At 61.1% G+C, this 17,148-nt stretch carries 18 protein-coding genes; 6 read left to right on the plus strand and 12 right to left on the minus strand.

Translation table 11 applies throughout. The features are described 5' to 3' along the window. Nucleotides 1-792 (minus strand): BA14K family protein, encoded by a 792-nt coding sequence (locus tag V1286_RS13895; RefSeq protein WP_334480326.1) that lies wholly within the window; start codon nt 790-792, stop codon nt 1-3. Nucleotides 793-806: 14 nt separating this feature from the next. Next, complete coding sequence (locus V1286_RS13900) at nt 807-1,076, minus strand: hypothetical protein (RefSeq protein ID WP_334480328.1); 270 nt, start codon at nt 1,074-1,076, stop codon at nt 807-809. A 69-nt stretch (nt 1,077-1,145) separates the two neighbouring features. Between V1286_RS13900 and V1286_RS13905 the strand changes: the two genes are divergently transcribed. From V1286_RS13905 to V1286_RS13925, 5 genes are all read left to right on the plus strand, one after another. After that, complete coding sequence (locus V1286_RS13905) at nt 1,146-1,859, plus strand: ROK family protein (RefSeq protein WP_334480330.1); 714 nt, start codon at nt 1,146-1,148, stop codon at nt 1,857-1,859. A gap of 168 nt (nt 1,860-2,027) precedes the next feature. Beyond that, the gene (locus V1286_RS13910; protein WP_334480332.1) at nt 2,028-3,047 is read left to right on the plus strand and encodes an SH3 domain-containing protein; all 1,020 of its coding nucleotides are present in this window, start codon (nt 2,028-2,030) and stop codon (nt 3,045-3,047) included. A gap of 141 nt (nt 3,048-3,188) precedes the next feature. Then, nucleotides 3,189-3,497 (plus strand): cytosolic protein, encoded by a 309-nt coding sequence (locus tag V1286_RS13915; RefSeq protein WP_334480334.1) that lies wholly within the window; start codon nt 3,189-3,191, stop codon nt 3,495-3,497. A 171-nt stretch (nt 3,498-3,668) separates the two neighbouring features. Continuing rightward, entirely contained in the window at nt 3,669-4,643 is a 975-nt protein-coding gene (locus V1286_RS13920; RefSeq protein ID WP_334480336.1) for a tripartite tricarboxylate transporter substrate binding protein, read from the plus strand. Nucleotides 4,644-4,920: 277 nt separating this feature from the next. Then, nucleotides 4,921-5,589 (plus strand): hypothetical protein, encoded by a 669-nt coding sequence (locus tag V1286_RS13925; RefSeq protein WP_334480338.1) that lies wholly within the window; start codon nt 4,921-4,923, stop codon nt 5,587-5,589. Nucleotides 5,590-5,634: 45 nt separating this feature from the next. Here V1286_RS13925 and V1286_RS13930 read toward each other — a convergent pair whose 3' ends face one another. The 10 genes from V1286_RS13930 to V1286_RS13975 all read right to left on the minus strand — a co-directional run bounded on the left by V1286_RS13930 (nt 5,635) and on the right by V1286_RS13975 (nt 15,510). Then, on the minus strand, nt 5,635-5,793 hold the full coding sequence (locus V1286_RS13930) for a DUF3096 domain-containing protein (RefSeq protein ID WP_334480340.1): 159 nt from the start codon (nt 5,791-5,793) through the stop codon (nt 5,635-5,637). A 7-nt stretch (nt 5,794-5,800) separates the two neighbouring features. After that, nucleotides 5,801-6,646, minus strand: a complete 846-nt coding sequence (locus tag V1286_RS13935) for a hypothetical protein (protein WP_334480342.1) — start codon at nt 6,644-6,646, stop codon at nt 5,801-5,803. 224 nt (nt 6,647-6,870) lie between these two features. Further along, complete coding sequence (locus V1286_RS13940) at nt 6,871-7,020, minus strand: hypothetical protein (protein ID WP_334480344.1); 150 nt, start codon at nt 7,018-7,020, stop codon at nt 6,871-6,873. A 281-nt stretch (nt 7,021-7,301) separates the two neighbouring features. Next, nucleotides 7,302-8,102, minus strand: coding sequence for a transglycosylase SLT domain-containing protein (locus V1286_RS13945; RefSeq protein WP_334480346.1), 801 nt, complete (start codon nt 8,100-8,102; stop codon nt 7,302-7,304). A 253-nt stretch (nt 8,103-8,355) separates the two neighbouring features. Beyond that, nucleotides 8,356-8,661, minus strand: coding sequence for a hypothetical protein (locus V1286_RS13950; protein WP_334480347.1), 306 nt, complete (start codon nt 8,659-8,661; stop codon nt 8,356-8,358). 184 nt (nt 8,662-8,845) lie between these two features. Then, the gene (locus V1286_RS13955; RefSeq protein WP_334480348.1) at nt 8,846-9,022 is read right to left on the minus strand and encodes a hypothetical protein; all 177 of its coding nucleotides are present in this window, start codon (nt 9,020-9,022) and stop codon (nt 8,846-8,848) included. Then, nucleotides 9,019-9,912 (minus strand): hypothetical protein, encoded by an 894-nt coding sequence (locus V1286_RS13960; protein ID WP_334480349.1) that lies wholly within the window; start codon nt 9,910-9,912, stop codon nt 9,019-9,021. Before V1286_RS13960 ends, V1286_RS13955 begins: the two co-directional genes overlap by 4 nt. Before the next feature lie 271 nt (nt 9,913-10,183). Further along, nucleotides 10,184-11,395, minus strand: coding sequence for an AAA family ATPase (locus V1286_RS13965; RefSeq protein WP_334480350.1), 1,212 nt, complete (start codon nt 11,393-11,395; stop codon nt 10,184-10,186). Then, a complete protein-coding gene (locus tag V1286_RS13970; protein ID WP_334480352.1) occupies nt 11,392-11,673 on the minus strand; it encodes an AAA family ATPase in 282 nt (93 codons plus the stop codon). Before V1286_RS13970 ends, V1286_RS13965 begins: the two co-directional genes overlap by 4 nt. A gap of 93 nt (nt 11,674-11,766) precedes the next feature. Beyond that, on the minus strand, nt 11,767-15,510 hold the full coding sequence (locus V1286_RS13975; RefSeq protein WP_334480353.1) for a vitamin B12-dependent ribonucleotide reductase: 3,744 nt from the start codon (nt 15,508-15,510) through the stop codon (nt 11,767-11,769). A gap of 714 nt (nt 15,511-16,224) precedes the next feature. Between V1286_RS13975 and V1286_RS13980 the strand changes: the two genes are divergently transcribed. Then, nucleotides 16,225-17,121, plus strand: coding sequence for a DMT family transporter (locus tag V1286_RS13980; RefSeq protein WP_334480355.1), 897 nt, complete (start codon nt 16,225-16,227; stop codon nt 17,119-17,121). The last annotated feature ends 27 nt before the right edge of the window (nt 17,122-17,148 follow it).

Genomic DNA, 17,148 nt, shown 5'->3' on the forward strand with positions numbered 1-17,148 from the left:
CTATCGGCAGGAATGCGTCTGGCCGTCGTAGCCCCGGTAAGTCCCGGACGACGGATTGTAGGTGCGGAAGTGGGTGCAGAGCATGACCATGGTCCGCTCGCGCGGCTTGCGGGCTGCCTTGGCCGGTTGCGCTGATTTACTGTGCTCTGCCCCTTTGCTGTGGACAGCGCTTGCTGATTGCCTGGCGGCAGACTTCTGCTTCAAGGCGGGCTTCTGGTGCGCAACCGCTGGTTTTTCCACGGCCGGAGCCGGCTTCTGCTCGACGACCGCAGGCTTCGCGTCCGCGACGGCCGGCTTCTCCGGCGCGGCCGCCGGCTTGTCTTGCGCGACAGCTGGCTTCTCCTCCACGGGCGCCGGCTTCTGCTCGACGATGACAGGCTTGTCGTCCGCGGCAGCCGACTTCTCCTCGACCGCCGCGGGCTTGTCCTGCGCGATTACTGGTTTCTCCTCCGCGGGGGCCGGCTTCTGCTCGACGATGGCAGGCTTGTCGTCCGTGGCAGCCGACTTCTCCTCCACCGCCGCGGGCTTGTCCTGCGCGATTACTGGTTTCTCCTCCGCGGGCGCTGACTTCTGCTCGACGGTGGCGGGCTTGGCGTCCAAGGCAGGCGGTTTCTCTTCGGCAGCGGCCACAGGCTTTTCCTGCGCGGGCGCCGAAGGCTGCGCAGCGGTCGGGCCCGGATTGTCAGTGGCCGACGTCTGCGCGAGCGCTTGAGCGCTTATCACCATGAACAAGACACAACACAGCACGCCGGCGCGCGCGGCGACGGCGGTCGATAGAGCTGACAAACGCATGGATTGATACTCGGCTAATGTCCCCATGAAAGTTCCACACGCATTTGCGGCAAGTCTGTGAACAGTGCGGCTCTTTCGCGAGCGCCGATGCGCTTAACACCGAGAGTGTGTGCCGGCTGCCACACCTGGCGCCAAAACAGCGAAAAAGCGTGTTGGTAGTAGTGCAACTGTAAAGAGAGGCTTTCTAATTCAACAATCAAGGAGAGCGTAGCCCGGATGGAGCCAACGGGTCGCGCGAATGCGCGCCCGATGACAGGCTCCGCGAAATCCGGGGCGGTGTCCATCAGAGTGATCCCGGATTGCGCTGCGCTCCATCCGGGCTACGCTCGTCCGACAGCGCAGGGCGCGAAGTCATGGCGAAGAAAACGGGCAAGCGGGCATCGCGGCATACGGTCCTCGTGATCGACGTCGGTGGTTCGCGCGTGAAGGTCATGACCAACAGGGAGCGAACCAGGCGCGCGTTTGCGTCCGGTCCCGACCTTTCCGCGAAAGTGATGGTGAGGAAGGTCAAGGCGCTGACGAAAGACTGGTCCTATGACGTCATCGCGGTCGGATATCCGGGGCCCGTGATCAACAACCGGCCCTTGTCGGAGCCTCACAATCTCGGTCTCGGGTGGGCCGGTTTCAATTTCGAAAAGGCCTTCGGCTGCCCGACAAAGGTCGTCAACGATGCGCTGATGCAGGCGGTCGGCAGCTACCAGGGCGGCCGGATGCTGTTCCTGGGGCTGGGAACGGGTCTTGGCTCCGCGATGATCGTGGATGGCATTCTGGAACCGATGGAGCTCGCTCACCTGCCGTACCGCCACGGCAAGACGTTCGAGCAATGCGTCGGCGCCGCAGCCCTCAGGCGCGTTGGCAGGAAGAAATGGCAACGCGACGTCGATGACGTCCTGAAGCGTCTGCTCGCTGCACTGGAGCCGGATTACGTCATGCTGGGCGGCGGAAACGCCGACAAGATCGACAACCTGCCGCGCAAGGTCCGCCTCGGCGCCAACACCAACGCGTTCGAGGGCGGATTTCGACTGTGGAAGAAGGGGGCAATCAAAACGCCCGGCGTACGCCGATAGAGGATGCCGTCCTGGCGGCGTCAGCGCATGGGCCGCATCCCGCAAATGACAAAAAAGAGCGGCGCGTCTCGCGCCTGCGAGACACCGGCATCCTTCTGATAACGCGACCACTCCTTCAGGGAACGCCTTTTTCGCTACGGCGTTCCAACTCAAGAGGAGGAACGCGCCATGAAACTGAGAGGATTGTTTATCGCAGCAGCCATGCTGCTGATGCCGACCGCCGCATTGGCGGCGCCGGGCATCGTTACTACTACGGTCAGCCTCAAGGCAGGGCCCGGTGAAGGCTTTCCGACGGTCGACCGCATTCCAGGCGGCGCCCGTGTCAACATCCACGGATGCTTCAGAGGCAAGGCCTGGTGCGATGTGAGCTGGTCGGACGATCGTGGCTGGGTGTCGTCGCGATATCTCGAATATCTCCACCGCAACCGCTACGTCTATCTGCCCGACTATGTCGACGAGATCGACGTTCCCATCGTGCCGTTCGCGCTCGCCTCGTACTGGTCGAGCCACTATGCGGGACGTCCCTGGTATCACCGCCGTGCCCATTGGGGCGGCTACTGGCAATCGCATGAGCGTTTCGCGACGCGGTTGACGATCGACCGCTCGGCGGCCCGGATCGGCCGCGCGGCGGCCGCGCGCGACGCTGCGCTCCCCGAGGCAAAGGCGCGTGCAAATGCGCGTATCGGTGTCGAGGAACGGACGCGCGCCGGGGCGACGGAGCGGACCCGCGCCGGTGTGACCGAACGCGTGACGCGGGAGAAAGACATCGCTACGCGCAGCGCGCGCGAGGTGCGCGAACGCGCGGCGGTGCAGCCCCGCATGACGCGCGAGAACGTGCGCACGACGCGTGAGGACGCAAGGGCGCCCGTGCGCGAGAGAGCGGCCGTGCGCGAGCAGCCGACGGCCCGCGCCCGCACGCAGACGCCGCCGGTCATGGCCCGCGGTCATGACGAACGGCGTGCCGTTGCGCCGCGGAGCGAGCGTGCCACGCCCCACGTGACGCAGCCCAATGCGGCGCGCGGTGGCGGTGGCCCGCCGGCGAGCGCACGCGCGCAGATGCCGGCCCCGGCCACCCCGCGCGCAGCAGCGCCCGCGACGCCGCAGGGCGGCGGCGCACCGCAGGCCGCACCGCGCGGTGGCGGCGGACCGGGCGGTGGTGGCGGAGGCCCCGGTCAGGACAGGCGCTAATGAACGAAAAAGCCCGGCCTTGAGCCGGGCTTTTTTTGCTCGACGAACTGTTGTCGGCCTGACGGGCTACCTCACTAATCCGCCCTGCGCGCTAAACTGCACAGGACGGGTGAGTCCAGTCCAACCGCGAAGGAGTATCCGATGAAATCGCTTTTGCTGCTCACGGCGAGCGGTCCGCTGCTCATTCTCACATCGCACGAGTCCTTAACCGATCAGAAGCTTCTTGAGGTGCTCAAGCAAAAAGGCATCGGCAAGTTCGTCGCGTTTGAGGTTCCATTGTCGCTCGCCAGGCAGCGCTACGGCGGACATTTTCAAGCCGTCGAAAGCAATCTGCACGAGACTGATGATTTGAGGATCCTTGACTTCAACGGCCAGCGGATCTTTCAGCTCTTCCGTTTCGATGAACTCGGTTCACCGATCCTGCAAGAACAGCGAGCGCAGGCCGGATGAGCCAACGGGTCGCGCGAATGCGTGCCCCGCGACGAGCGCAATAGCGCTCGCGAAGTGCCGGCGCTTCCCCTTGACATGTCAGCGCTCTGCCGCCCGAATGGCCAATAGCGCATAAGCGCGGCGTCGCGGTGTCTCACCCGGCGCATCAAAAACAAAGGGGAGGGTTTGCGAATGTTTCGCCATGTTCGAAATTTTGCGCTTGCGCTGCTTGCGGCCGCAAGCCTGCTCGGTGCCGGAACCGCGCAAGGAGCCTTCCCGGAGCGGCCGATCACGCTGATCGTGCCATGGGCCGCCGGCGGTGGCACCGACGCGGTCGCGCGCCAGATCGCCCACATGCTGGAACGCGATCTCAAGCAGCCGGTGAACGTCGTGAACCGCACGGGCGGGTCGGGCGTGGTCGGCCACCAGGCGATCGCCACCGCCGCGCCTGACGGCTACACGTTCGGTCTCATCACGCTCGAGATCAACCTGATGCACTGGGTGGGGCTCACCGATCTCACCTGGGAGAAGTATACGCCGATCGCGCTGGTGAACCAGGACCCCGCCGCGATCCATGTGAAGGCGGACTCGCCTTTCAAGACCGTCAAGGAGCTGTTCGCGCATATCAAGGCGAACCCGAACAAGGTGGTGGCCTCAGGCACGGGGCAGGGCGGAAGCTGGCATGTCGCGCTCGCCGGCCTGATGCAGGCCGACGGCGTTTCGCCCGGCTCGATCCGTTGGGTGCCGTCCACGGGTGCTGCGACCGCGCTGACCGATCTGGCGGCCGGCGGCATCGACTTCGCCGCGTGCTCGATGCCGGAAGCCGAGGCGCTGATCAAGGCGGGGCGTATCCGCAGCCTCGTGTTCTTCTCACCCAACCGCGCGCCGAATTTCCCTGATGTGCCGACCACCGAGGAGGCGACGGGTCACAAGTGGCACAAGGGCGTGTGGCGCGGCTTTGCGGCGCCCAAGGGCCTGCCGAAGGAGATTGCCACGCAGTACGAGACCGCGATCAAGAAGATCTGGGACAGCGCGGAGTTCAAGGAGTTCATGAACAGGCGCGGCTTCGACATGATCTATCTGGATTCGGCTGGCTTCGCGGAGTTCATGAAGGCGGACAACGAGGACAACGGCAAGGCGCTGAAGTCGCTCGGGCTGGCGAAGTGAGCGGATGAGGTCAGTGGCTGCGCTTGCTTCCGCAGTACACCGAAGAGCCGAGACACAAAATCGCGAAAACAACCCCATGCAAAGTAGAATAGGCCCGGGTTCGCAGCACTCACGCCGCTTGTATCTGGAGCGGCTCATGCCTGCGCGACTGACGCTAACGCCGAATTAATCCGATCGGCCTATAGTCTGAGGCAGTTCTAGTTGAGTGCCGCGTAAAAGGAGCCGTCGCGAGGACGATCCGGCGACGGCTTCTTTTTGTCATTTGAGGTTATTGCACGTGACCAAGACATCGGAAGAGCAGAGCCAAAGCGAACAACCCGCATCTACGGCGGCAGCCACGGCGCCGACCAAGCCATCGAGCCGGAAATCGATCCTGGCGCTGTCGGTGATCGCGCTTGGAATAAACAGTGCGGCGGCCGTCTACACCATGACGCCTGCCGATTTTGCCCTGCCGAATGTCAGCATGTTGGCCGAGCTGATTCCGCACCAGAAAATTTCCGATCTGATGGCCGATTTGGCCGGCCCCGCATCGAAGGATGTTCCGTCGGCCCAGCAGCAACACGCTGCCGCCCTGCAGGAGAATACCTCCCTGTTGCAGCAAAACGCCGCCCGTCTTCAGCAGGATTCGATTGCGCTTGCTTCTCTCAGACAGAGCGTCGCGGACGAGCAGGTCGTCGTCAAGAAAATATCCGCGCAGATCACGGATGAACGTGAAGACGTGAAGAAGATGTCGGCGCAGATCTCCACGCTGATCGCGAAGGTCGACTCGTTGAAAAATGCAATGACCTCGGACGTCACTTCGTCCATTCCAACAAAGCGCGCGCGCAACCGGCTATCCCGGGCCATGCGCAACAAGATGGCCCGGCAGCCGAACTTTGTCGGACCCGTTTCGGTCGGAGGCGCAGTCCTGAGTGCCCCGGCGACCACGTCTGCCCCACAAGGCTAAAGACACCAGAGCGAGGCGCGGGCATCGGTCCCGCGCTTTCCGGACCTATCTGAAGAAGTGGTAGATCGCGTTCAGGCCGAGAAGGCCGGTGACGATCAGATAGAGCGCCGCCGCGACGCTGACGATGCGGGGCGCGACCAGCAGAAACACACCCGCGGCCAAGGTGACGAGTGGCAGGAGGGGGCTGGCTGCATCGGGATGCATCCGTCGCTTATACCAGATTCGATGGATCCACCCGACGCGCGGCGTGACCGTCATGCGAAAATCGTCGGGTCAATCCCCAGACAATGGCGGCCGTGGCTGCCGTCGCGATCAGATGCTTCAAGGTGTGTCCGGTGACGAAGCCGAGAGCGGTCGCGATCTCGTGGTCGAGCACCTCAGCCGCCTTGGCCAGGATGTACAGCACCATCGCGGTGGCGAAGGCGATGCGATCGGTGCGCGGGCAGCGATAAATCGCTTGCCATAGCGGGATGAGGATGAGAGCGAGCCCTTGCAACAGGAGATACGGTCGCAGGTCACCCGCGCCGTTCCTGTCTGAGATAGCCCACCATGCGACGCTGGCGACGGCGTAGAGGGCGAGAACGATCACGTCGAACCCGGTCCTGGATCCGCCCTGAATGTCTCCGCGGACGCCGGCGAGCAGGCCGGCGCAAACCAGCGCGATCGGCAGCCTGTCCCAGATCAGGCTGATATTGTCGGGGGCGAGATGATAGAACGCGGACCCGAAAGCGGTCAGGAACAGTCCGATCAGGAACAGCCTGTAGCCGGACCATCCGGCGCGCAAATGGTCGCTGGCGCGTCGGGGCCGCAATGTCAGCCAGCCCCAGATCGCGACCAGAGCGAAGCCTGCATTGGACAACACATCGGCTGCGTGAGGAATCCCGAAGGCGGCCGACTGGTCGGCGAATTCGTTGTAATGCGCCGGCTGCGCAATGGGTCCGTGCAGCGCCAGGATCACGATCATGCCGACGGTGATGATTGTCGGAGCGTGCTTGATCCATGGGGCCATGGGGCGGCCCGGGCCGATCGAGACGTCCATACCGGGTGCGGGTTGCATTGTCGGCTTCTCCAGTGCTTGAGCAGTGCTCAAGTATGAGTAGCCTGAAAATGAACAATGTTCAACAAGAATTTTCGATAGGTGCTTTGGCTGTTGTTCGGTCCGGGGGATGACCGACATTGTCGTCGATACGGCTGCTCAAGGCGGGGCGTATCGAATGATGCCGGAGCCTGTCATCGGGCCGCGCATTTGCGCGGACCCGTTGGGCTAATCGTCCTTGCGGGCTAGCGTTTGCTCTCGCTCAGTCGTGTCATCGCTGCCTTTACTTTGAGGGCGTAGCTGTCGGCTTGTTGTTTCTCTGCCATGACAGGTCGAGAGGTGATGTCAGTGATCTCTAGAACGACTTCGCTAATGGGCTTGCGCGAATTAGGCATAGGCATCTCCCACTGAATAAATCGCATTGAACGCATTCGGGGATGAGGAGCGGGAAGCGCGAAATCGAACCGGCCTCTTTGGCTTGAACCCAACGCTCCACCATTGAGCTACACCCGCCGAGAGCCGAAAACTAAGCCGCCAGGCAGAGGGCAATTCGCCTGGCGGCTTCGCTGGCGTGGACCCGGACGACTTGGGGAAACCGTCCGGTCATCGGAATCTATTCGGCTTGCGTAGTGTAGCAACCAAACTCGCGCGTTAAGCTTGATATGCCCTCTGCAGGTTAATTCTGGAACCCGCCATCGGCCGCCAGGCGCTTGAACTGCCGCTTCATCGCATTGACCCTGACGATATAGGCTGTGACGAGATGATCGCCGCACCGCTCGCCGGGCATCATTTGAAAGTTGCGGCGCGCGAAGGCTGTGGCGGGACCCCCGCCGCAAAGATGGATAAACGCGGCGAGATCCTGCTTCTGCTGCAGGCTTGCCGGCACATCGGGGACGCGGGCGAGAACCGCCGCGACATTGCGAGCCAGATACACGGACGCGAGCTCAATGGCATGGCTCGGGATCGCGCGGATGGTGAGGCTGGTGATCCCGCAGCCGGTATTCGTGACCGCATTCTCTCGGACACAGGACCGCGCGGCCTCGGCGTAGGCCGCATCGGTCATCTGGAAGAGGCCGACGGCGCTGGAGGCGGGCTTATAAATCGCGAAAGGATTCAGGCTTAATCGCCAGCGCCAGTAGGTGCGCGCCACCGGGTTGCCTGAACTCTCGACCTGCGCCAGCGCGGCCAGCAATTCGGGCGTGATCGTACTGGTGGAATAGGCGCGGAAGAGCGGCCCGTATTGCCGCCACGTCTCGGCCGGCTCCTTGTCGAGCGCATCGCCAACGAAGGCAAACAGCTCAGTCGGCTTGCGGATCACGTGATAGACAAGGTTCGTCAGCGCGACGAGCACAAGCAGGATCGCCACGACGCCAACGATCCGAGCCGCCCGCGGTGCTCTCGCGAGCTTCCGTCGCGCCCACCGTGCACCGCGCCGCCAGCGGCGGAGGCGTGGGATGCTCTTGCTTTTTCTTGGCATGCGTCTTTTGGGGCAAGTAGGGCACAATAGCCAAACGTCGCGCTGACGATCTTCTATCTGGATTCGGCTGGCTTCGCGGAGTTCATGAAGGCGGACAACGAGGACAACGGCAAGGCGCTGAAGTCGCTCGGGCTGGCAAAGTAAGTGAATGACGTGAGTAGGGTGGGTTAGCGCAACCCACCGACCCAATCGCGAGAGAGCGGCGGATTACGCTGCGCTAACCCGCCCTACTAATTCATCCGGGCTACGCTTGCTATTCCACCTTACGAGTTAGTCGCTGCAATCCGTGAAAAATGAAAAATAATGCAAGAGCCAAAAGGGCAACACTTGGCCAGAAGTAGAGGGCGTGCGCTTCATAGTAGCGGCCAGGCAGATATGGGAATTCGCCTTGCAGCAGAAAGGTGCCGATCATGACCATTGGAAATGTGTAGATTGCAATCCAAATATTGGCGAGGCCATCAGGGTTTGATCTGGAAAAAGCCAGCCAGATACCCATTGCTCCCGCGATATAGAGAGCGGGCACGATAAATTTCATCACCCCGAACAGTCTGGACAGCATGCTTCTCATGTTGTTGCCGAACTTAAACTCATTCGCCTGTAATCAAAAGGCCGCTCTTTCGAGCGGCCTTCTCATTGCTTCGATGGATGCGTTAGCTAGGCTGGTAGCGAGCGTCGCCCGGATGAGCGAAGCGATATCCGGGGCGATGTTAGAGTAGTCCCGGATGTCGCTTCGCTCATCCGGGCTACGCTTGCTGCGGCGCAAGGTCCACCTCGGCGCCAACACCAACGCGTTCGAGGGCGGATTTCGGCTGTGGAAGAAGGGGGGAGGTCAAACCGTCCGGCGCATGCAGGTAGGTTAAGATCTGCCGGCTTTCCGGAATTAAGTGCACTGCCACCGTAATTCCTTTGTCGGGGATCATGCTTCCCGCTTCAGCCTCGTATTCGACCAAAACCAATTTACAAGTCGATCGACGATGGAAGGATCCTTTGCAAAACCCCGCGTCCAGTTGGCGTAATCCGAATCCAGCGGGAGCAATCCGTCTTCTTCCGCCCGTTTCCAAATTGCGGGCTTTAGTTTCCTTCCTGGCAACCAATACTTCCAACGATTTCTTCTTCGGAGCTTGTTCTCTACTGAGAGGATCTGATCGCTCAGCCTGCGCGCGAAGAAGATGCAGTCGTCGGCCTGAACATAAAGTGCACCGACGTTATCCTTGAATCGCTCATCTCGTTGGTCACCGGCCGCTATGCCAAAATAGCGGGCGGCCTTTTGCTCGTGGGTGGGCGGCGGATTTTTTCGAAACTCATCAACTAAATCGTTGCGGAGTTTCAACGAGGTCTTCAGGTCGTGAACCGCGTCTGTCACTGCCGTCATAGTGGCAATGGCCTCGCCAGGCAGAAAGCATTTGTCGAGGAGAATTTTCTCCAAAGCCGCCGCCGGAAATTCGGTTTCTGAGATTGTTCGTAGATCTATTTGAAGACCGAACACTCCAAGGGGGCTATGGATATAAGCGGCATGAGCGGCGAATGCCTCATCGAATGCGTGTTTGAGGGGCCGAAGAAACTGCTTTTTTAACGACAGAGACTTATTCGCAATTGAGAAACAAAGTGCGTGTGCAGCCCTGAGGGCATGAAGTTCCGCGACGATCGTACGCTTGGTCTGAGCGCGACTAGCGACCCACGCGCCGAAGACAACACCGATTGCGGCCGACAACAACGATCTTGCGATTTCTGGAATTTTCGACCAAGCGGCTTGCATCCCCTGCAAGCCCGTCGATGCAGCTGTCGTTACTAAATCAAAGAGCTCCGCCATCGTTATCAGCACCCCCAACCCAAGGTAGCGCAATGGGCGGGCGCCCGAAAGGGGAAGGGCGGATTATTTGCTCTCCGCTTCCCCATGATGTACTTCCCGCACCTCGTCGCGGTGCACAGCGAGCGTAGCCCGGATATCGCCTCGCTCATCCGGGCTCCGTTTTTTGACGCCATTAGTTTGAGGACGATCGCCTTTCCCAGCCAATAGGCCGCGCGTGAGCGCGCTTCCAAAAGGCACCGTAGCGAACGTGCGGCTGGAGCTCGGTCGGTACTTACTGAGCGTATTTGCTACGCCGTGGGAATATTGTACGGGGTGGCCTAAGATTCAACGCATCTATCAACTTAGGCCCTAGATAGGCTGTTAAGCTATGCTCGCCGTCGAGAGCATTTGTCAAAAGACCTGCGATGGCCTGCCCAACCGCAATTTCCCAAGGTTTCCGTGACCCTGCTAACATCATTAGAATGTTGCAAAGAGGCTTTAGGTCGCTACGCAATCGATCGTATCCGCTAGTCTTAAATGCGTTCATCTCAACGAATTGGGGATGCGTGCGATATTTGGACAGCCAATCTTCAATTGCTGCCGTCATTTCTTCCCAATCGGTTCCGAGAAATTGCAATACGTCATCCGACAACAACAGATTCTCCGCAGCCCTACAGCATAGGCGCATACGCTTCACGATTGCTTTGTCGTCGATCTCGTACGGAGACTCATCCCGATCCCTCAGAGAAAATGCCTTCGCGTTATCGTAGACCGCGCCAGCGACGATCTCGACTTGGTCTTCATACTCATTGAGGCTTTGGATATCACCCGCCGGGCAGGGCGAAATTCGGATTTTGCCTTGTGAAGTCCTAACTGCCTGCTGCCAAATGCGTTCGTCGTCCTCTCCCTCAATCAAGAGAATTGGAGTCTTGTTGAATACATTCGATAGAGGATGCGCGCCGAAAACGGGCAGAATCTTCTGCATCACTTTGCTGATAGAAACGAAATCCACTTCGTTCTGCGTCGAGCTTACAAATCCAACCCGTGCGTAATCGTACTCGCTTAGGGCGCCGAGGATGGCTGTGCTGTGAGTAGCGATTATGACAACAATGTCGCGCTTCTCAACGGCAGTTACCAGAAGGCGTATGAGGCGTTCCTGAAGGTCTGGATGTAGATGTACATCGGGTTCGTCCAGGAACAGGTAAGACGTTCTACCCCGATGGATCTCAGTGCTGTACGCAAATGCGAGGATTTCGATGGCAAGGCTTATGAGTTCGGATTCGCCGCTACTTAGAGTTTCCGGAGCCCGTTTCTCGGAATTCGATCTAGCCAGGATGCTGAATGCAGCATTGTCTGCGCGAACGATCCGTACTTGGTCAAGAAGCTGATTTATTGAAGCGAGTGTGGTGTCGAATGAGAAGTTCAGGTCCTGACGCGCGGTCGTGTCCTTTTCTATCTTTCTAAGAACTAATGTTTCTAATCGACGATATTCGGTAACGCTCATTTGCCGGAAATTATCGTAAAATTATCGTACCGATTTTGTCGGCGTGTTGTTGCGCCCCATTCCGGGCTTCCGACAAGTTGAGTTTCGATCCCACCTTGGTAAGCGAGCAGCCCGCCGCGCTCGGGGCTCACGTAGCGCGCTCCACCAACATTTGGCAGGGCGTCTTTATTCTGATCGAATATTCGAAGCAGTGTGCTTTTTCCAGAGCCATTCTTTCCAAGTAAAACGTTGATCTTAGAAAGATTGGAAAATGTCTTTCCTCCCGTTTGAATATCCATGTCACTAACCCTCTGAAAAAGGGGCGGCTGTTAGCCACCCCTTTAGTCGTGCATGCCCGGGTCAAAGGCCCGGGCATGACTGTCGGTCAAAGCTTAGCTACACCCCGTCGTGCTGCCACACGTATCGCACTTCATGCAGGTCCCGTTCCGCACCAGCGTGAAGTTGCCGCACTCCGAGCACATCTCGCCTTCGTAGCCCTTTGCTTTCGCTTCCGCCCGGCGTTCGGCCTTGCTTGGGGCGACGGCCACCGCGGCGCTGCCGGCCTTGCTCCACTGCATGGCTTCCAGCCGTTCCGTCGGCGAGAGGTCGTGGCTCGCTTCTTGCTTCAGCGCAACCGCGCCTTCGTGGGTGTCTGCGAGGCGGGCGCTGGGGCCGTGGCCGGCGATCGCGGTGACGTTGTGGGAGCCGCGTGCGTCGGCATCGACGCCGCGCATGACGACCAGATTATCCGTGCGCGAGCGGGTCAGGCCCTTGGACAGATATTTGGTGGCCTGGTGGCTGTCGGACGGCTCCTTGCCTTCCTCGACGCCTTTGCCCATCGCGTCGAAGTTCGACTCGCTGGGATCGACGTGCGCGAGATCGAAGCGCGACATGTAGCTGACCGCGAGTTCGCGGAACACATAGTCGAGGATCGAGGTCGCATACTTGATCGAGTCGTTGCCCTGCACGGGGCCCGCCGGCTCGAAGCGGGTGAAGGTGAAGGCGTCGACATATTCCTCCAGCGGCACGCCGTACTGAAGACCCAGCGAAACCGCGATGGCGAAGTTGTTGATGAAGGAGCGGAGCGCCGCGCCTTCCTTGTGCATGTCGATGAAGATCTCGCCGAGACGGCCGTCGTCATACTCGCCGGTGCGCAAGTAGACCTTGTGGCCGCCGACGACCGCCTTCTGGGTGTAGCCCTTGCGGCGATCCGGCATTTTTTCGCGCTCGCGCATCACCACGATACGTTCGACCAGTTTCTCGACGATCTTTTCCGAGACCTGGGCGGCACGCGCGGCCATCGGCTTCTCGTAATACGCCTCGGTCGCATCGTCCTCGTCGTCATCATCGCTGATGAGCTGCGAGTTAAGGGGTTGGCTCAGCTTCGAGCCGTCGCGGTAGAGCGCGTTGGCCTTCAGCGCGAGCTTCCAGGACAGCAAATACGCCGCCTTGCAATCGTCGACGGTGGCGTCGTTCGGCATGTTGATGGTCTTCGAGATCGCACCTGAGATGAACGGCTGCGAGGCCGCCATCATGCGGATGTGGCTCTCGACCGACAGATAACGTTTTCCAATTTTGCCGCAGGGGTTGGCGCAGTCGAACACCGCATAATGTTCTGCCTTGAGGTGGGGAGCTCCCTCGACCGTCATCGCGCCGCAGATGTGCACGTTGGCGGCCTCGATCTCGCGTTTTGTAAACCCGAGCGCGGCGAGCAGGTCGAAGCCGGGGGCTGCGATCGCTTCCGGTGCGACGTTGAGCGTGTCGCGCAAAAAGTCTTCGCCAAAGGTCCACTTGTTGAAGGCGAACTTGATGTCGAACGCGGTCGGCAGCGCCTTCTCCACCTTGGCCAGCGCTTCGTCGGTGAAGCCTTTGGCCTTCAGGGTCGAAACGTTGATGCCGGGCGAATTGGAGAGCGAGCCGTGGCCGACGGCGTAGGCCTCGATCTCCGCGATATCGGCCTCACTATAGCCGAGCGTCCGCAGCGCCACGGGGACGGCCTGGTTGATGATCTTCCAGTAGCCGCCGCCGGCGAGCTTCTTGAACTTCACCAGCGCGAAGTCAGGCTCGATGCCTGTCGTGTCGCAATCCATCACGAGGCCGATGGTGCCGGTCGGTGCCACCACGGTGGTCTGCGCGTTGCGGTAGCCGTTGAGCTCGCCGAGTTCGAGCGCCTTGTCCCAGGCCGCTTTGGCGTGGGTGATGATGTCGGCCTGCGGGCAGGAGGCGTGATCGAGTGGCACGGGATTGACCGCCAGCGCCTCATAGCCACGGCTCTCGCCATGCGCCGCGCGGCGATGGTTGCGGATCACGCGCAGCATGTGCTGGGTGTTCTTCTTGTAGCCGGGGAAGGGGCCCAATTCCTTGGCCATCTCGGCCGAGGTGGCATACGCGACGCCGGTCATGATCGCGGTCAGCGCGCCGCACAGCGAGCGGCCTTCCTTGCTGTCATAAGGAAGCCCCATGGTCATCAGCAGGCCGCCGATGTTGGCGAAGCCGAGGCCCAGCGTGCGGAACTCGTAGGAGAGTTCGGCGATCGCCTTCGACGGGAACTGCGCCATCATGACGGAGATTTCGAGCACGATGGTCCAGAGCCGGCACAGATGCTCGTAGGATTCGACGTCGAACCGTTTTGTGGTGGTCGAATAGAACGTGATCAGGTTGGCGGAGGCGAGGTTACACGCCGTGTCGTCCAGGAACATGTATTCCGAGCACGGGTTCGACGCGCGGATGTCGCCGGACGACTTGCAGGTGTGCCAGTCGTTCATGGTGGTGTTGAAGTGCAGGCCGGGATCGGCGGACGCCCAGGCGGCGTGGCCGATCTTCTCCCAGAGCTCGCGGGCCTTGAGAGTTTTTGTAATTTTCTTGTTGGTGCGGCCGATCAGGTTCCAGTCGCCGTCGGTTTCCACCGCGCGAAGGAAATCGTCCTTCAGCGAGACCGAGTTGTTGGAGTTCTGGCCTGATACCGTGAGGTAGGCTTCCGAATCCCAATCGGTGTCGTAGGTCGGGAAGTCGATGTCCTTGTAGCCTTGCTTCGCGAACTGGATGACGCGCTTGATCACGTTGTCGGACACCAGCGCACGGCGCGCGAGCTTGATCTCGCGGCGGAGCGCCGGGTTCTTCTCGGGATCGAAGCAGTCGTCGCCGCTTCCTTCGCAGTTCACGCAGGCCTTCAGCACGGCCTTGAGGTGCTTCTGGTTGATCTTGGAGCCGGTGACGAGCGCGGCAACCTTCTGCTCCTCCTTCACCTTCCAGTCGATATAGGTCTCGATGTCAGGATGGTCGGCGTCGACCACGACCATCTTGGCCGCGCGGCGCGTGGTGCCGCCGCTCTTGATGGCGCCCGCGGCACGGTCGCCGATCTTCAGAAAACTCATCAGGCCGGACGAGCGGCCGCCGCCGGAAAGCTTTTCGCCTTCGCCGCGCAGGCGCGAGAAGTTGGAGCCGGTGCCGGAGCCGTATTTGAACAGGCGCGCCTCACGCACCCAGAGGTCCATGATGCCGCCCTCGTTGACGAGGTCGTCACCCACGCCCTGAATAAAGCAAGCGTGCGGCTGCGGATGCTCGTAAGCCGACTTCGATTTGGTCAGTTTGCCGGTGAACGGGTCGACGTAATAATGGCCCTGGCCGGGGCCATCGACGCCGTAGGCCCAGTGCAAGCCGGTGTTGAACCACTGCGGCGAGTTCGGCGCGACCATCTGTTTTGCGAGCATGAAGCGCAGCTCGTCGAAGAACGCCTGTGCGTCCTCTTCCGTGGAGAAATAGTTGCCCTTCCAGCCCCAATAGGTCCAGCAGCCGGCGAGGCGGTCGAACACCTGTTTTGCACTCAACTCGCTGACGAATCGCTCGGATTCGGGGAGGAGGGCGAGCGCCTCGGTGTCGGGCACCGAGCGCCACAGCCAGGACGGCACGGTCTCTTCCTCGACCTTCTTCAGGCGCGCGGCGACGCCGGCCTTGCGGAAATACTTCTGCGCCAGCACGTCGGAGGCGACCTGCGACCAGAACTGGGGCACTTCGACATTTTCCAGCCGGAACACGATCGAACCGTCGGGGTTGCGGATCTCCGATGTCGTCAGCCTGAAATCAATCCCTGCATAGGGTGACTGGCCGGAAGTGGTGTTGCGTCGTTCGATTCGCATAGGTCGTGCCCCGTCTTCTTGCCCGGTCCGCTTTTCGCGGTTGCCGGATGTTGTCAGTGAGCGAACCTTCGGCACCAAGGTTGAAGACAACCTTGGGCCTGAGATCCGCCAGTTCGACCGGTGGACCCGGCCCTGTTTCTGTCTTCGCCACCCCATGGTCCCGCCGATCGACGGGGCCAATCCCAACTCAACGCCGTAACTTGCCGCCTTGAGCCATTCGGCTCGTTTTTTCAGCGCCGGATCGCCCCCGTTCACGGGCAGACGAGCCCTCGATCCGTGCCTCGACCGGCTGACGGAGTGCTCGCTCTGGAACCCGTTTGGAAGCGTCCGGCGGGACCCAAAACTTAACTCGCGCCGTCCAGCAAAGAGGCTAGGCCAAACCCGTCGCGCCCGTCAAGGACTAGTACGAGTTCCTGAATCAAATACTAAATATGGTGGAAAGTGAGGGAAAACAGGGGGTGATCGCGCGCCTGTGATGGGCCCAAGTATCAGTGAGTCCTCAGGGATTCCCAAGGGAAAAAATTTTGTTCGGAGGTGTGGAAACCAGCTTCGTCCCGCTGTTCACAGGGCAGGTATTTTTTCGCCATTCGGGATTGCGTTGATGAGACTCACGTGTGGCTACGGGGAGGGGAGGTCTGGCATGTCCGCGCACCCGTGGTCGCGGCCGCCGATAAGCGGCAAGGTGACCGCCGATTCCACCCTTTGCCGGGCTCCATGACAGAATCAAAACCCACCGCGCCGGCGCGGATCGCGCCCGCAGGCCTGATGTTCCTCGCCATCACCTCAGTGGGCTGGGGTTTTAACTGGCCCGTCACGAAGTACCTGTTGAGCGAGTTGCCGCCGCTGACCTTGCGCGGCTCGACCGGCGTGATCGGTGCGGCACTGCTGGCCGTGCTGGCGCTGGCGCGCTCCCAGAGCCTGAGGGTCGAGCGGCATTTATGGCCGCGGCTGATGCTGGCGGCGCTGCTCAACGTCACCGGCTGGATGGTGCTGATGGGGTTGGCGCTATTGTGGCTGCCGGCCAGCGAAACCGCGCTGATCGCCTACACCATGCCGGTATGGGCCTCGCTGCTGGCCTGGCCGGTGCTCGGCGAGCGGCCGACCATTTTGCGCACGGTGGCGCTGGTGATGGCATTTGCGGGGCTCGCCGCCATCATGGGGGGCAACGGCATCACTGCCACGACCGAAAAACTGCCGGGCATGGTGATGGCGATCGGCGGCGCGTTCGGTTTTGCGCTCGGCACCGTGCTGGCGAAGAAACTGCCGGTGCCGCTGCCGCCGATCCCGGCCGCGGCCTGGCAGATCGGACTGGGATGTTTCCCGATCGTCATCATCGGTCTCGCCGTCGAGACCACGCATATCGATGATGTGACAGGGCTCGGCTGGTGGCTGCTGGTCTATGCAACCGTGATCCAGTTCTGCATCGCCTATGTGAGCTGGTTCGCCGCGCTCGCCCGCCTGCCTGCGTCTGTCGCGGCGATCGGCACCATGGCGGTGCCCGTGATCGGCGTCGTCGCATCGGCGGTCGCGCTGGGCGAGCCGCTCGGGCTGACGCAGATTGTGGCACTGGTGTTCACGCTGGCCGGTGTAGTACTGGCGACAAGGTCGTAGCCGGCAGGCAACCCCGGCGTGTGAGTC

Source organism: Bradyrhizobium algeriense (assembly GCF_036924595.1).
Lineage (GTDB): Bacteria > Pseudomonadota > Alphaproteobacteria > Rhizobiales > Xanthobacteraceae > Bradyrhizobium > Bradyrhizobium algeriense.

Excerpts from the sequence above, each read along its gene's own strand:
- V1286_RS13910 (WP_334480332.1), top strand. The coding sequence starts at position 2,028 with ATGAAACTGAGAGGATTGTTTATCGCAGCAGCCATGCTGCTGATGCCG.
- V1286_RS13945 (WP_334480346.1), bottom strand. The coding sequence starts at position 8,102 with ATGCCAAGAAAAAGCAAGAGCATCCCACGCCTCCGCCGCTGGCGGCGC.
- V1286_RS13895 (WP_334480326.1), bottom strand. The coding sequence starts at position 792 with ATGCGTTTGTCAGCTCTATCGACCGCCGTCGCCGCGCGCGCCGGCGTG.
- V1286_RS13900 (WP_334480328.1), bottom strand. The coding sequence starts at position 1,076 with ATGGACACCGCCCCGGATTTCGCGGAGCCTGTCATCGGGCGCGCATTC.
- V1286_RS13955 (WP_334480348.1), bottom strand. The coding sequence starts at position 9,022 with ATGATCCCCGACAAAGGAATTACGGTGGCAGTGCACTTAATTCCGGAA.
- V1286_RS13940 (WP_334480344.1), bottom strand. The coding sequence starts at position 7,020 with ATGCCTAATTCGCGCAAGCCCATTAGCGAAGTCGTTCTAGAGATCACT.
- V1286_RS13950 (WP_334480347.1), bottom strand. The coding sequence starts at position 8,661 with ATGCTGTCCAGACTGTTCGGGGTGATGAAATTTATCGTGCCCGCTCTC.
- V1286_RS13915 (WP_334480334.1), top strand. The coding sequence starts at position 3,189 with ATGAAATCGCTTTTGCTGCTCACGGCGAGCGGTCCGCTGCTCATTCTC.
- V1286_RS13965 (WP_334480350.1), bottom strand. The coding sequence starts at position 11,395 with ATGAGCGTTACCGAATATCGTCGATTAGAAACATTAGTTCTTAGAAAG.
- V1286_RS13930 (WP_334480340.1), bottom strand. The coding sequence starts at position 5,793 with ATGCATCCCGATGCAGCCAGCCCCCTCCTGCCACTCGTCACCTTGGCC.
- V1286_RS13905 (WP_334480330.1), top strand. The coding sequence starts at position 1,146 with ATGGCGAAGAAAACGGGCAAGCGGGCATCGCGGCATACGGTCCTCGTG.
- V1286_RS13920 (WP_334480336.1), top strand. The coding sequence starts at position 3,669 with ATGTTTCGCCATGTTCGAAATTTTGCGCTTGCGCTGCTTGCGGCCGCA.
- V1286_RS13970 (WP_334480352.1), bottom strand. The coding sequence starts at position 11,673 with ATGGATATTCAAACGGGAGGAAAGACATTTTCCAATCTTTCTAAGATC.
- V1286_RS13980 (WP_334480355.1), top strand. The coding sequence starts at position 16,225 with ATGACAGAATCAAAACCCACCGCGCCGGCGCGGATCGCGCCCGCAGGC.
- V1286_RS13960 (WP_334480349.1), bottom strand. The coding sequence starts at position 9,912 with ATGGCGGAGCTCTTTGATTTAGTAACGACAGCTGCATCGACGGGCTTG.
- V1286_RS13975 (WP_334480353.1), bottom strand. The coding sequence starts at position 15,510 with ATGCGAATCGAACGACGCAACACCACTTCCGGCCAGTCACCCTATGCA.
- V1286_RS13935 (WP_334480342.1), bottom strand. The coding sequence starts at position 6,646 with ATGCAACCCGCACCCGGTATGGACGTCTCGATCGGCCCGGGCCGCCCC.